13 protein-coding genes are annotated in these 12,777 nt (G+C 63.1%); 3 read left to right on the plus strand and 10 right to left on the minus strand.

Annotation, left to right across the window (positions count from 1 at the left end; genetic code table 11):
• The first annotated feature begins 187 nt into the window (after nucleotides 1–187).
• Nucleotides 188–1,423 (plus strand): FAD-dependent monooxygenase, encoded by a 1,236-nt coding sequence (locus tag ACSFC7_RS26480; protein WP_436348313.1) that lies wholly within the window; start codon nucleotides 188–190, stop codon nucleotides 1,421–1,423.
• 173 nt (nucleotides 1,424–1,596) lie between these two features.
• Here ACSFC7_RS26480 and ACSFC7_RS26485 read toward each other — a convergent pair whose 3' ends face one another.
• Nucleotides 1,597–1,920, minus strand: coding sequence for a hypothetical protein (locus ACSFC7_RS26485; protein ID WP_436348314.1), 324 nt, complete (start codon nucleotides 1,918–1,920; stop codon nucleotides 1,597–1,599).
• A gap of 292 nt (nucleotides 1,921–2,212) precedes the next feature.
• Here ACSFC7_RS26485 and ACSFC7_RS26490 point away from each other — a divergent pair, with 292 nt between their 5' ends.
• Nucleotides 2,213–3,094, plus strand: a complete 882-nt coding sequence (locus ACSFC7_RS26490; protein ID WP_436348316.1) for an SDR family oxidoreductase — start codon at nucleotides 2,213–2,215, stop codon at nucleotides 3,092–3,094.
• Between the two features lie 67 nt (nucleotides 3,095–3,161).
• On the opposite strand, the gene ACSFC7_RS26495 is transcribed toward ACSFC7_RS26490, so the two are convergent.
• Together ACSFC7_RS26495 and ACSFC7_RS26500 are read right to left on the minus strand one after the other, a co-directional pair.
• A complete protein-coding gene (locus ACSFC7_RS26495; RefSeq protein WP_436348317.1) occupies nucleotides 3,162–3,347 on the minus strand; it encodes a hypothetical protein in 186 nt (61 codons plus the stop codon).
• Nucleotides 3,348–3,459: 112 nt separating this feature from the next.
• On the minus strand, nucleotides 3,460–4,539 hold the full coding sequence (locus ACSFC7_RS26500; protein WP_436348318.1) for a cupin domain-containing protein: 1,080 nt from the start codon (nucleotides 4,537–4,539) through the stop codon (nucleotides 3,460–3,462).
• Nucleotides 4,540–4,729: 190 nt separating this feature from the next.
• On the opposite strand from ACSFC7_RS26500, the gene ACSFC7_RS26505 reads away from it, so the two are divergent.
• Nucleotides 4,730–5,605: a fumarylacetoacetate hydrolase family protein gene (locus tag ACSFC7_RS26505; protein ID WP_436348320.1), complete on the plus strand. Its 876-nt coding sequence runs from the start codon at nucleotides 4,730–4,732 to the stop codon at nucleotides 5,603–5,605.
• Between the two features lie 104 nt (nucleotides 5,606–5,709).
• Here the strand turns inward: ACSFC7_RS26505 and ACSFC7_RS26510 are convergent, their stop codons facing one another.
• The 7 genes from ACSFC7_RS26510 to ACSFC7_RS26540 all read right to left on the minus strand — a co-directional run bounded on the left by ACSFC7_RS26510 (nucleotide 5,710) and on the right by ACSFC7_RS26540 (nucleotide 12,724).
• Nucleotides 5,710–6,420 (minus strand): acetate--CoA ligase family protein, encoded by a 711-nt coding sequence (locus tag ACSFC7_RS26510; RefSeq protein ID WP_436348321.1) that lies wholly within the window; start codon nucleotides 6,418–6,420, stop codon nucleotides 5,710–5,712.
• On the minus strand, nucleotides 6,413–7,798 hold the full coding sequence (locus ACSFC7_RS26515; protein ID WP_436348323.1) for an acetate--CoA ligase family protein: 1,386 nt from the start codon (nucleotides 7,796–7,798) through the stop codon (nucleotides 6,413–6,415). Before ACSFC7_RS26515 ends, ACSFC7_RS26510 begins: the two co-directional genes overlap by 8 nt.
• 90 nt (nucleotides 7,799–7,888) lie before the next feature.
• Nucleotides 7,889–8,593, minus strand: a complete 705-nt coding sequence (locus tag ACSFC7_RS26520) for an ABC transporter ATP-binding protein (protein WP_436348325.1) — start codon at nucleotides 8,591–8,593, stop codon at nucleotides 7,889–7,891.
• Complete coding sequence (locus tag ACSFC7_RS26525; protein WP_436348327.1) at nucleotides 8,590–9,309, minus strand: ABC transporter ATP-binding protein; 720 nt, start codon at nucleotides 9,307–9,309, stop codon at nucleotides 8,590–8,592. The genes ACSFC7_RS26520 and ACSFC7_RS26525 overlap by 4 nt, the downstream gene beginning before the upstream one ends.
• Nucleotides 9,310–9,428: 119 nt before the next feature.
• On the minus strand, nucleotides 9,429–10,445 hold the full coding sequence (locus tag ACSFC7_RS26530; RefSeq protein WP_436348329.1) for a branched-chain amino acid ABC transporter permease: 1,017 nt from the start codon (nucleotides 10,443–10,445) through the stop codon (nucleotides 9,429–9,431).
• Nucleotides 10,442–11,284 (minus strand): branched-chain amino acid ABC transporter permease, encoded by an 843-nt coding sequence (locus ACSFC7_RS26535; protein ID WP_436348331.1) that lies wholly within the window; start codon nucleotides 11,282–11,284, stop codon nucleotides 10,442–10,444. Before ACSFC7_RS26535 ends, ACSFC7_RS26530 begins: the two co-directional genes overlap by 4 nt.
• Before the next feature lie 276 nt (nucleotides 11,285–11,560).
• Nucleotides 11,561–12,724, minus strand: a complete 1,164-nt coding sequence (locus ACSFC7_RS26540; protein ID WP_436348333.1) for an ABC transporter substrate-binding protein — start codon at nucleotides 12,722–12,724, stop codon at nucleotides 11,561–11,563.
• Between the last annotated feature and the right edge of the window lie 53 nt (nucleotides 12,725–12,777).

A 12,777-nucleotide genomic window follows, 5' to 3' on the forward strand; every position in this document is an offset into this window, starting at 1 on the left:
TTCTGGTGATCGTGACGCGGACCAGATCCCGTCGTTCCCGGTTACGAATCCGGTGTGAGTAGCCGACGAACGCATATTTCGTTCGGTGTAATACTAATACGCACTAATCTCGAGAGTAGTCACATCCAAACTGGGTCGCAGTGGACGACCACAACTACTATGACACCGTATTACGTCACTCTTCAACATGAGCGGTGATACGAACGACGCGCCGGTACTGGTCGCTGGTGCCGGGCCAGTCGGTATGACGGCAGCACTCGCGTTGCACGCACGGGGAATCGAGGCCGAGATCCTCGAGGCCGAACCGGAAGATCGAGATCGATCCGGGAGCCGAGCCATCTACGTCCACGGATCGACGCTTCGGACGCTCGAGAAAATCCATCCGGGGCTGGGAGCCGACCTCGTCGAGGAGGGGCTCGTCTGGCCGACGCGGCGCACGCTGTACCGCGGGAAGGAAGTGTTCAGCCGGACCTACGATTCACCCGGCGGCTCCGGGGACATCCCCCACTTCACCAGCGTCCCGCAGGTCGTCACCGAGCAGTACATGCACGGCGCGCTGCAGGACATCGGCGTCGATATCCACTGGGAAGCCGAAGTCGAGACCGTTGAGACGTCGACCGACGGCGTCCACGTCGTGACCGCCGACGGCCGCGAGTGGGACGCCGAGTACCTGGTCGGTTCCGACGGCGGTGGCTCTACCGTTCGCAAGGAGATCGGCGCGAACTTCGAGGGCGACCAGTCCGAGAACGCCTTCATCATCGCCGATGTCGAGGACGAGGAGATCGAGGACGGCCATCCGGGCCTCGAGCGGATGTTTCACTACGACGCGCCGGAGGCCGACGGTCGGAACGTGTTGCTCGTTCCGTTCACCGGCGGCTGGCGACTCGACATCCAGTGTATCGAAGGCGACGATCCCGAGGAACTCAGCAACGACGAGCAGATGCGGGAATTCGTCCGCGACGTCATGGGCGAAGAGTACGTGGACAAGCTGAAGTGGGTCTCGAGTTACTACTTCCTTCAGGTGATGGCGGACACATTCGTCGACGAGCACCGTCGCGTGATGCTCGCCGGCGAGGCGGCCCACCTGCTGGCACCGTTCGGTGCCCGCGGGATGAACTCCGGTATCGCCGACGCGGACGAGGCGGCGTCCGCGATCGCTGTGGCACTCAGTGCCCGAACGAACGCGGTCGCCCGTGACGAAGTAGAGCTGTACGCGGCGCGACGCGAGAAGGCAGCCGAATACAACCTCAACGCGGCCGGGCAGGCGCTCGAGTATCTCCAGGGCGACGATCCGGTGACGGTACTCCGAAAGGAGGCGGCCGCCGAGATGGCCGACTACTTCGAGACTGCCGGCGAGTGGCTCGACGACGCACCGTACGGCCCTCACGGTGCGCCACCGATCGTCTCGACCGGGAACTACTGAACCCTGGCCCCGACCCTCGGCCGGTCGATCCGTCTCGTTTTCGGTCCGCTTTTCTCGGTATATCCCGTGGCTTGCCGCTTGGCTCTCCCTCGAGACGCCACTGGAGAGAGTGACGTCACAGCGCGCAGCGATTCGACTACGCGGACGGTGTCTGCGGAGAAACGAGCGACAGATCAGTTCAAGTCCAACTTTGTAGCGACCCAGTGGTCGCGAGCGGCCATCACGAACGACTGCTCGTCTTCGAAGGCGGTCGTCTCGGCGACGAACTCGTCCCAAACGCCGTGGGGAACCGTCTCGAGCTCGTCAGTGGTGTCTGCATCGCTGGGACTCGCTGCGACCATCTCGTCGAAGGAGTCGAACTCGGTTCGTTCCTGGATGAACGACTCGGCGAACAGGTCGGTAACTGGAATTTCTTCGTCCGTATCGTACGCGTCGCCGGCGGTCGGGAGGTCGTCTCGCTGCGCTGCGACGTCTTCGATGTCCGTCTCGAGTACCATACGCGTAGTTGATCGCAGGTCCATGTAAATCCATCCCATTCGTCAACGATGACTGATCGTGAATCGTACTCGTCCCGACACCGCTACCGACACATCTCGACAGCGCGGGCCGTGGCTGTGGACGAGCCTCCCGTCCAAATCATGATTAGCGATGCGTTCGTACTGCAGGTATGGTCCGTCTCACGGCCACGAGTTGCCGCTCGATCGTATCGATTCCCCACCGGATCATCGAGGGAGCAGTACCGGCTACACGACCGGTCGCGAATCGTCCGATCACCGACGAGGGGGCTGCATGACGGCCCCGGCGTATCTCGTCGTCGGCGGTGGGAACGGCCTCGGAGCGGTCACCGCGAAGGAACTCGCCCGCGGGGGCGCGAACGTCGTCATCTCCGATCTGGGAACCGACGTCGACGGCACCGGCTCCGATCCGGGCCCGGCCCGCGAGGTCGCCCGGGAGATCGACGCCGAAATCGACGGCGCCTCGGCGGTCGCCCACTTCGGCGACGCTTCGGATGCGGACGACGCCGACGAGGCGATCGAGACGGCCCTCGAGGCGTTCGATCGACTGGACGGGGTCGCGAACTTCGCGGGAATCTTGCGCGACGGGATGTCCTGGTCGTTGTCGGACGAGGACTGGGACGCCGTCGTCCGGACGCACCTGCGGAGTAACTTCACGCTGTTGCGAAGCGCCGTCCGGCACTGGCGCTCCGCGGATGATCCGCCCGCCGATCGATCGTTTCTGGCGGTGAGTTCGAGGGGCGCGCTCGGTAACGTCGGCCAGCTCGCATATGCGAGCGCGAACGCGGGCGTTCTCGGATTCGTCCGCGCTGCCTCGACGGAACTGTACCGACAGGACGTTCGGGTCAACGCGCTCGTGCCGAACGGCTACACGCGGATGACCGACTCGATCCCGGAAGAACACCGGCCGTACACGCGCGAGGAGATGCCACCCGAGGACGTCGCGCCCGCTGCAGCGTACCTGCTGTCCGAGGAATCCGCGGACGTCACGGGCGTCACGGTAACGGCTGCAGGCGACGAGATCGGCATCCTCTCGGAGCCCCGCCAAGTCCGGACCGGCGTTGCCGAGGACGGCTGGTCGGTCGAGTCGATCGACAAGGCGTTCGACTCGATCGTCGACGGCTACGACCTCGAGCGGACCGATCGGTTCCTGTAATCGACGCTGCCACCGAAATCCCACCGTAAGAAGACGCGAACCACGATCCGTGTCGTCGATCGACGTCTCAGTCTGCAGGCTGTTCGACGTTGGCGTCGAACACTTGCTCCGACGAGAAGACCCCGAGACAGTCCTCACAGACCATCTGTCGCTGGATGGCGTACTCCCAGAGCTTCCCGCCGCAGTCCAGACAGTCGAAGTGTGCTTGGACGAACGGGTCCTCGTCGACGTACGGGTTCTCGAACTCGGCCATACGGGAATTCTACGGCGACGGTCCATAAGAGCATTGCCCATTCAGCGACACCTCGAGCCGCGGCTGTAGTACTGACGAACCGCCTGCACAAGGAAGTGGGAAGCCGATCGATCTATTCGTCGACCGCCGCCTCGGCGTAGAAGTTCATCGACCGCAGAATCGGCTCATCGGTCATGCCCAGCAGGAGCGCCTCGTCGTCGGGTTCGTGGTGGTGTGGCTGGTCCGGCGGTACGACGAAGATGTCCCACTGCCCCCACTCTAAGGCCTTGCCGCCGACGTGGGTGGTACCCTCGCCTTCGATGACGAAGTAGACCTCGACGGAGTTGTGGAAGTGGGGGTCCGTCGGGCCGTCGTTCAGCAACTGCGCCCGGAAGGACATGGTCGGGAACAACGGCGGCTTCGCCGTGGCCGGGTTGACGTACGAGAGGCTGTACCCGTCGTGAGGGTCCGGTTCGTCGTTGTCGGCGCGCTGGCGGAGCGACTCCAGCATCTCGTCCCAGCCGAAGCGGTACGGCGGGGTCGGTTCCTTGTTGCCCTCGAACGGACCGGGAATGGAGCCGTCCTTCTCCTCGTTGTCGGGGCGCCCGCGCCCGTACTGGGAATCCCAGTAGCCCTGCGTCTTCGTGACCGGCTGGCGCTCGAGTTCGTGGTTCTCGAAGACGTGCGTGTTGTTCAGCGTGTCGAGGAACAACGGGAGGTCGAGGACGTCGAGCCACGCGGCCGTCTCGTCGGAGTCATTGACGTGGTCGTGCCACTCCCACTGTGGCGTCGTGATGAGGTCGTTGTCTTTCATCGGGAACTCCTCGCCGGCGACGACCGTCTTCATGTCCTCGTGGCCGTCGATGGTGAACCGAAGGGCGCTGGCGGCGTGGCGGTGGGCGGGAGCGTTCTCCCCCGGCGAGACCGTCTGGACGCCGACGTAGATGGTGTTCGAAATCGCGTTCTGAGCGTTGATCGGAACCGCGACCCGCCGCTGGAAGCCCGGTGGGAGATCGGCGATCGGGACGTCCTCCTCGATGCCGTCGATGGCGGCCTGGATGTCTTCCCACTTCCAGATGTCCGCTTCGAGATCGTCGAGGAGGTTCCCCATGTCGTCTTCCACTTCCCAGAGCGGGCGGAGGTCGTTCTCTTCGAGAATGCTCCGCGTATCGGAACTCAGCTCCAGGAGTTCCTCTGGCTCTTGTTGTGCCATGAACGTATGTTCGGTGAACGATACCATAAGTGTGTTGGAGCCCCCGTTCGAGGCGTCGTGAGCGTTCAGGGGCGTTTCGGGCTCTCCGCTCTCACTCGCTCGCCACGTCCGGTTCGAAATGTACTGACCGTTCGAAACGACGCTATCCGAGAAAGGATGATTTATGTGGCCGGATCGCAGTGGTTCTACCATGCGATTCGTCAGATTCAACGACGATAAGCTCGGTCTGCTGACCGACGACGGTATCGTCGACGTCACCGACCGACTCGACCTGGAGACGAACGACCCCCTCAAAGAGTACGCGCGCAAGGACTTAGACGCCAGCGAGTACGAGGGCGAAGACCCCGACTACGACCGCGAGGAGGTCACTATCGAGTCGCCCGTCCGCCGCCCCGGCAAAGTTATCGCGGCGCCGCTGAACTACGAGAACCACGTCGAGGAAGCCCTCGCGGACAAGGACATCGTCACCGAGGAGTGGTTCACCATCGAGGACAAAGGCTACTTCCTCAAGGCGCCCTCGAGCGTCGTCGGCCCGGAAGACGGTATCGAACTCCCCTTCAACGATCGCCGCGTCGACCACGAGATCGAACTCGGCTTCGTCATGGGCGAGGACGTCAAGGACATCGACGCCGACGATGTCTGGGACGCGATTCTCGGCTACACGATCCTGCTAGACGTCTCGGTCCGCGGCGATCAGGACCGATCGAACCGGAAGTCCTACGATACGTTCACCGTCATCGGTCCGTGTGTCACGACGCCCGACGAGTTCGACGACCCACACGACCTCGAGATGGAACTCCAACTCAACGGCGAGACCCGCCAGCAACAGAACACGGGCGGCATGATCTACAGCTGTGCCGACATCGTCGAGTACGCCTCCATCGGCGCGACCATCGAAGCCGGCGACGTCATCACCACCGGGACGCCGGAGGGCGTCAGCGCGATCGAGGGTGGCGACACCATCGACGCCGAGATCGAAGACGTCGGCTCGATGACCGTCGAGGTCACCGAACGCGACCTCGCCTTCGAGGACGTCGACGTCCAGAAGAGCCAGAAGGACGACTAACGGACCGGTTCCTCGAGTACGAGGTCCGCCGTTCACTTTTTGTGTCCGTCACCGGCGTCGAGTGCAGACGACGAAGTGTTGCCGTGACGAGCCAGCGATGAAAATCAGTCGTTGCGCTCGAGCGAGATGAGCGCGTCGAGGGCGACCGCCCGATCCGACCGCGCCAGCAGCGGGTTGATCTCGATCTCGCGGATCTCCTCGTGCGTCTCGAGCAACTCGCCGACGGTGACGATCGCCTCGGCGACGGCCTCTCGGTCGACCGCTGGCGAGCCGCGGTAGCCGTCGAACAACGGCGACGCCTCGAGTTCTCGGGTCATCGCGACCGCTTCGGCCGTCGAGATCGGAGCGAGTCGGTGGCTCGTATCTTCGAGGACTTCGACCGTAATTCCGCCCAGCCCGACGAGGACGGTCGGTCCGAACGACGGATCGCGCGTGCCGCCGACGATCACCTCGAGCCCCGCCTCGAGGTCGACCGCCTCCTCGACAAGTACCGCGACGTCGATTCCCTGTCGCTGTGCGGCCTCGAAGATCCGTTCGGCTGCCGTCCGAACCGCATCTGCCTCCTCGAGGTTTACGTTCACGCCGACGCCGTTGCCCCACTCGCTTTTGTGCTGGACCAACGGTGACGCGACCTTCGCGACGACCGGGTACCCGATCTCGTCGGCCGCGTCGACGGCGGCGTCGAGCGAGTGAACGATCTCGCCGGTCGGCACCGACAGCCCCTGCTCGTCGAGCAACTCCTTCGCCTCGGCTTCGGTCATCGTCGTTCGCTCCTCCTCGAGTACCGTCTGGATCCGTGTGAGCTGCTCAGTCATCGGCGCTCACCTCCTCTGCGACGGCCGCTTCCGGTTCGCTGTTGCGTCGGGCGTACTGGACGAGCGCGCTAACGGCGTCCGCACCGCGTTCGGGCGCCTTGAACGTCGGAACGCCCAGGGCCTCGAGTTCGGCGAGTTCCCCGGCGATGACGTCCGCGGAACCGCCGGTGGCGAAGACGATCGGTTTTCCGACCTCATCGACGACCTCCGCAAGCGCGTCGGTCGGATACCCCAGTCCACCCTCGTAGAGTTCGTAGACCAGCACGATATCGACGTTGTCGTCTCGAGCGACGGCGGCGACGACGTCGCCGAACTCCGGCATCGGGCGACCGGTGTCGACCGGGTTCGCCGAAAACGTGATCCCCGGAAGGATCTCTTCGACGACGTCCTGGGTCTCCTCAGTGAGCGAGGGGAGGGTCGCGCCAGCCGCCTTGAGCCGGTCCGTGATCGCGATCCCCGGTCCCGCCTGGGCGGTGACGACGCCGACGTTCGGCCCGTCCGGCCGCGGACAGGTCGCGAGCGCCGTGCCCGCGTCCAAGAGTTCGGTCGACGAGCGAACCGTCGGGACGCCGTACTGGGCGAACCCGGCCTCGTACAGTTCGTACTGCCCGGTCAGAGCGCCCGTGTGGGACTCCGCGAAGTCGCCGACGTCCTGCTCACCGACGTTGTAGGCGGCGATCGGCGTCTCGACTCGTCGGCAGGTCTCGAGGAGGCCGCGGCCGTCGTCGGTCCCCTCGACGTGGAGGACGATCGCGTCCGTCTTCGGGTCGGTGTCGAAGTACTCGATCGCTTCCTCGAAGCCGACATTGGCTCGGTTTCCGAGGCCGACCATTGCGGAGACGCCGACGCCCTCGTTCTCCGCCTGAAAGGCGATCGCGTAGGCGAGCCCGCCGCTCTGGGCTACGACCGCGACGTTTCCGGCGGGGATGCTGTCGATATCCGTCGCGAACGTCGCGTACAGGTTCTCCTCGGGAACCAGAAAGCCGCTGGTGTTCGGCCCGAGCAGGTGGACGTCTCCCTCTGTGGCGGCTTCGACGAGTCGGTCCTGGAGTTCTCGGCCCTCTGGACCGGCCTCGCCGAAGCCGCCGGCGAAGATGACCGCGCCGCCGATATCCGCCTCGCCACACTCCTCGATGACGTCCGGTACGATCGGCGCCGGAACGCAAACGAGCGCTAGGTCGACATCGCCGTCGATCTCGGTCACGGAGGAAACGAACTCCCGCCCGAAGATGCTCCCCGACGCCGACGGATTGACGGGGTACACCGGCCCGCCGAACTCGATTGCGTTCTGCACGGCTTCGTAGCCGATCTTTCCCGGCGTATCGGAGGCTCCAACGACCGCGATCGCGCGGGGGTCGAACAAATCACTCACTGACATACCAATGGTATTGTTCGAACGGGGTGAAAGCGTTTTCCCCGTGACGGAGCCGTGCGCGGAGACGGACGACCGGACGACGGTTTCGATTCGTTACCCGCGGAGGTACGCGTCCATCACGTGATCGCTCTCGAGGAGTTCGTCGCCGGTTCCGGACGTGACGATCCGACCGTTCTCGAGCAGATACGCTCGGTCGGCGATCTCGAGCGCCCTGTCGACGTGCTGTTCGACCAGTAAGACGGGGACGTCGTCGCTGATCTCCTCGATCTTCTCGAAGACGCGTTCGGCGAGCTGTGGGGCGAGTGCGCCGGAAGGTTCGTCCAACGCGAGCAGTTTCGGCTGTGCCATCAGTCCGCGACCGATCGCGAGCATCTGCTGTTCGCCGCCGCTGAGCGTCCCGGCCTTCTGATCGCGGCGCTCTTCGAGGACTGGGAACATCCCGTACACCTCCTCGAGCGTGTCGTCGAACGAGTCGCGTTGCGTGTACGATCCCATACGGAGGTTCTGATAGACGGACATGTCTCCGAACAGGTTCCGCTCCTCGGAGATGTGGACGAAGCCGTGCTCGACGATCTCTTCGGCGGAGAGCTGCGAGATATCGTTGCCGAGGATCTCGATCGACCCGGACGTCGGCTCGAGGAGTCCGGAGAGCGTCTTCAGCAGCGTCGTCTTCCCGACGCCGTTCGGGCCGACCAGTGCGATGACTGACTCGTCTTCCTCGATTCGCAACGAGACGTCCCAGAGGATCTGGAGGTCGCCGTACGCGACGTCGATATCGTCGACGTCGAGGAGGCTCATACCTCGACACCTCCGAGGTATGCTTCGGCCACCGCTTTGTTCTGCTGAACCTCTTCGGGCGTCCCGTCGGCGATCTTCTCCCCCTGATTGAGTACGATGATCCGGTCGGTCGATCCCATGATCGCTTCCATGATGTGTTCGATCCAGATGATCGAGACGTCCCGCTCTTTACGAGCCCGCTTCAGCCGCTCGGTCAACTCCTCGAGTTCTGCCGGCGAGAGACCGCTGCCGATCTCGTCGACGAGAATGAGATCCGGATCGGACGCCAGCGCTCGGGCGAGTTCCAGCAGCTTTCGATCGACGAGGTTGAGACTGCCGACCGCCTCAGTCTCGTACTCCCCCAACCCGACGAATTCGAGACAGTCGCGCGCCCGCGTTTCGGCCGTCTCAATCGATTCACCGTTCCCGAAGATCGCTCCGACGGCGACGTTCTCGAGGACGGACGACTCGTTGAACGTCCGTGCCGTCTGGAACGTTCTGGCGATCCCTTCCTGTGCGATCTCGTGGGGTTTGAGGCCGGTTAGCTCCGTCCCGTTGAAGACGATCGACCCCTCGTCGGGCGGGTGAACCGCGGTGATCGCGTTGAACAGCGTCGTCTTCCCCGCCCCGTTCGGGCCGATCAGTCCGACGATCTCCCCCCGTTCGATCTCGAAGCTGACGTCGTCGACGGCCGTCAACCCCCCAAACGTCTTCGTCACGTTCATCCCGCGTAGCATACTGGGCTATTCTCTCGTACTGGTATAAATCGTTTGGGCTCTGTTGGCTAGTAACAGTGTCGGTCGTCTCATAGATTCGCTCGAGACGCGAGCCGACCCGCGTCTCGGCGGTCACCGATCTAGTCCGCGAACCGATCTCGGATTCCGAAGCGCTCGCGTTCGATCTTGTCCACGTACGGGACGAGCCCCTGCCGGAAGTAGAGGAACATCACGATGAGCAAGAACCCGAACAGGACGGTTCGCCACTGCGGGTAGCGCTGTAGTTCCTCGTTGATCATGATCACGGCGCAGGCACCGACGACCGGGCCGAGCGTCGTTCGGAGACCGCCGATGATGAGGATGATCAACACGAGGACGTCGATCGAGGTGAACGCGAACAGCCCCGGGAAGATGATCCCCTCGAGCTGGGCGTACAGCGGGCCGACGAATCCGATGATGAAGGCGCTGACGAAGCCGGCGATCGACTTGTATCGGACGACGTCAATACCGATCGCCTCGGCGGCAATCTCGTCCTGTCGGATCGCGTCGAAGGCGACACCGTACTTCGACGTGCGAAGCCACTGGTAGAACAGCAACAGCCCCGTCAGTAGGGCCAACAGCCCGTAGTACAGCACGTAGTTTTCGTGAAGGCCCAGCGCGTTCTGGACGGACTCGAGGCCCAGTCCGCTGAACGGGAAGCCGGTGCTGCCGCCGGTGATCCCGCGCGCGCCGGTAAACACTTCAATGATGGCGAACTGTAGCGCCAGCGTGAGAATGGAGATCAAGATCACGGTGAATCGACGTCTCGCCGCAACGTAACAGACGACGAGGCCGATCAGCCCGACGAAGATCGCGCCCGGAACGATTGTCAGCCACGGCGAGACGCCGAGCCACTCGGCCGTCAAGGCCGTCGAGTAGGCACCGAGCCCTGTCAACGCGCCGACGAAGAGGAACAACTGGTCCGTGTGTCCGAAGACGATGTTGAGCGCCAGCGCCAGTATCGAGAAGACGAGTATCAGGACGAACAATCGGGCGATAACTGCGTAATCGAACAGCAACGGCGGCATCAGTGCGAGAAACGCGACTGCCAGCAGGATCTTGGCCCGATCCCAGGTTGTGATCGGGTTCAGACTCCCAGTCGATCGCGTCTCGGTCATGCTACCTCCTCCGGTCGTGCGATGAGAACGATAATCGCGATCGCGAACAGGACGACTTCGGCGACGTACGCGCCGATATACGCGCTTGTAAACGTAACAATCACGCCGATCGCGATCCCGGCGAAGACCGCACCGACGATGCTCGTGACACCGCCGACGATCGAGACGATGAGTGCCAAGATCGTGAGTTCGAACCCGTCCGCCACGCTGACGGTCGCCGAGAAACTATAGAGGATCCCGGCGATCCCAGCGATAACCGCGCTGAGGACGAACACAAACGTTCGCATCCGACGAGGACTGATCCCGCAGAGGATCGCACCCGTCTCGTCCTGCATGACGGTTCGGGTCGCAGTCCCGAGGTACGTCCGACTGAAGAAGTAGTAGAGGATCGAGAATATCACGAGCGTGATAGCGATCACCGCGATCGACGATCCCCGGATCTGAACGCCCATAATCGTCATCGACGGGACCCCGCTCGAGAGGGAGTAACTTGAGGGATAGTAGTTGACGAGCAGTCCGTCGAGGAAGATCGCGATCCCCAGCGTGACGAAGATTCCGAGCAGGATTCGCTCCTCACCCTCTGATTTGTAGACCAGCGAGAGTGCCGACTTGTCGATCGCCAGTCCGACGGCAGCGGCGATGGCAATCCCGGCGACGAGTGCGACTGGGGTACTCGGAACGATCCCGAGGATAGCCACGGCAGTGATGACCGCGAGTACCGCGAAGACGCCGATCGCGAGGTTCAAAACACCACCGAGTCCGAAGACGATGGTAATGCCGATCCCGAGCAGTGCGAGAACGACTCCCTGCGCGATACCGTCGATCAGGAGTTCTGCCACTCGTGTCGCTACCTCCGTTATCATCTGTCGGTCCCCTCCCTCCGAAGCGACCGACCGCCCGTCGGTCGAGAATGGGTGGAATCGACCGACGCGGACAGTCCACTCATGTGGGCCATATTCACGTGTGACAATCTAACCATACTCTACCATATAGCTCGCTAGGAGACTATTATATATTCTGGTTACTCGCGGGCGACTTAGTACCGTTACGGACCGGAAGAACCGGTCGTCGAACGATGTCAAAAGTTGGATTCGTCGAACTCCATTCGAACCGTCTCAGCTGTAGTCGTCCGGATCAACGGCGTCCATCGGTTCGGTTCGGAACTCCTCGTGGAGGTCGAAATCGCCGTCGGGATAGTAGTCGGGCGCCTCGAGTTCGAATCCACTCCAGATGAGCGAGAACTGATCGAGTTCGCCCCAGTCGGTGTATTGAATCGGTTCGGCGAAGATCGTATCGACCTCGAGATCGCTCATCGCGTTCGCGATGTCGGTCGGGTCGTCGCTCTCTTCTTGCTCGATGGCTTCCGCGATTAGTTGGACGACGACGTATCCCAGCGCCTGGGTCGGACCGAAGTACTCGTCGGTCTCGTCGTAGAACTCCTCAGCCAGTTCCTGATACTCGTCGGAGTAGACATCGGGCAGGTGACCGAAGGTGAATCCGTTGGCGACGTCCTCGCCGAGCGCTCCGTAGTTCGATTCGGGGGGCGAGACGGCTGCGGTGAACAGTTCCGGATCGAGATTGTCGGTGTCCATCAGATCCGAGAACATGTCGTTGAGGCCCGGCGGATGACCCGATCCGATCAACAGATCGATGTCGTCGGACATATCGGTGAGATACGGGAAGAAGTCACTCTCACCCTGGGGTGCCTGTGCCATCTCGGCGTCGGGAAAGCTCTCTTCGAGGGCCTGTTCGGCGGCGATCCCCCACGCGTAATCGGCCGTTATCGCCCCGATATTCTCGAACCCGCGCTCTTCGACCAGCCCCTCCTGTCCCTGGATGAACGCGGGGGCCGGAGGCAGCCCCGTCCTGAACGTGTAGTTCGAATCGTGAGAGAGGATTTCGACGTCACCGGCCGCGTGCAAGAACAGCGGTATCTCCTCGCTCTCGGCGGTCTGGGAGACGGCGACGCCGACGTCGCTCGAGACGGGCCCCACTGCGGCGACCGCGCCCTCGTCTGCGAGCCCGGTCAGCGCCGTGTTCGCCTCGGAGGGATTGGACTCCGTATCGACCGCGTCGTGTTCGAGGTCCCGTTCGAGCAGTCCGCCGTCATCGTTGATCTCGTCGATCGCGAACTCGACACCCGCCGTATGTGCCTCCCCGTACAGTGCGAACGGACCGCTGTAGGGCTGGAGTCCCGCAATCGTGATGTTGTCGCTGTCGCCACCGATAAGCGCCGAACACCCCGCCAGCACCCCTGCCGTCGTTCCACCGGCGGCCATCTTCAAAAATCGTCGTCTATGGGCGTATCCCCGGTTACCATTTGCCATGGATA

The organism is Natronorubrum halobium, assembly GCF_051351675.1.
GTDB lineage: Archaea > Halobacteriota > Halobacteria > Halobacteriales > Natrialbaceae > Natronorubrum.

Bases quoted from the DNA above. Each gene is read 5' to 3' on its own strand.
- ACSFC7_RS26480 (WP_436348313.1), top strand. From the start codon at position 188: ATGAGCGGTGATACGAACGACGCGCCGGTACTGGTCGCTGGTGCCGGG.
- ACSFC7_RS26485 (WP_436348314.1), bottom strand. From the start codon at position 1,920: ATGGTACTCGAGACGGACATCGAAGACGTCGCAGCGCAGCGAGACGAC.
- ACSFC7_RS26490 (WP_436348316.1), top strand. From the start codon at position 2,213: ATGACGGCCCCGGCGTATCTCGTCGTCGGCGGTGGGAACGGCCTCGGA.
- ACSFC7_RS26495 (WP_436348317.1), bottom strand. From the start codon at position 3,347: ATGGCCGAGTTCGAGAACCCGTACGTCGACGAGGACCCGTTCGTCCAA.
- ACSFC7_RS26500 (WP_436348318.1), bottom strand. From the start codon at position 4,539: ATGGCACAACAAGAGCCAGAGGAACTCCTGGAGCTGAGTTCCGATACG.
- ACSFC7_RS26505 (WP_436348320.1), top strand. From the start codon at position 4,730: ATGCGATTCGTCAGATTCAACGACGATAAGCTCGGTCTGCTGACCGAC.
- ACSFC7_RS26510 (WP_436348321.1), bottom strand. From the start codon at position 6,420: ATGACTGAGCAGCTCACACGGATCCAGACGGTACTCGAGGAGGAGCGA.
- ACSFC7_RS26515 (WP_436348323.1), bottom strand. From the start codon at position 7,798: ATGTCAGTGAGTGATTTGTTCGACCCCCGCGCGATCGCGGTCGTTGGA.
- ACSFC7_RS26520 (WP_436348325.1), bottom strand. From the start codon at position 8,593: ATGAGCCTCCTCGACGTCGACGATATCGACGTCGCGTACGGCGACCTC.
- ACSFC7_RS26525 (WP_436348327.1), bottom strand. From the start codon at position 9,309: ATGCTACGCGGGATGAACGTGACGAAGACGTTTGGGGGGTTGACGGCC.
- ACSFC7_RS26530 (WP_436348329.1), bottom strand. From the start codon at position 10,445: ATGACCGAGACGCGATCGACTGGGAGTCTGAACCCGATCACAACCTGG.
- ACSFC7_RS26540 (WP_436348333.1), bottom strand. From the start codon at position 12,724: ATGGCCGCCGGTGGAACGACGGCAGGGGTGCTGGCGGGGTGTTCGGCG.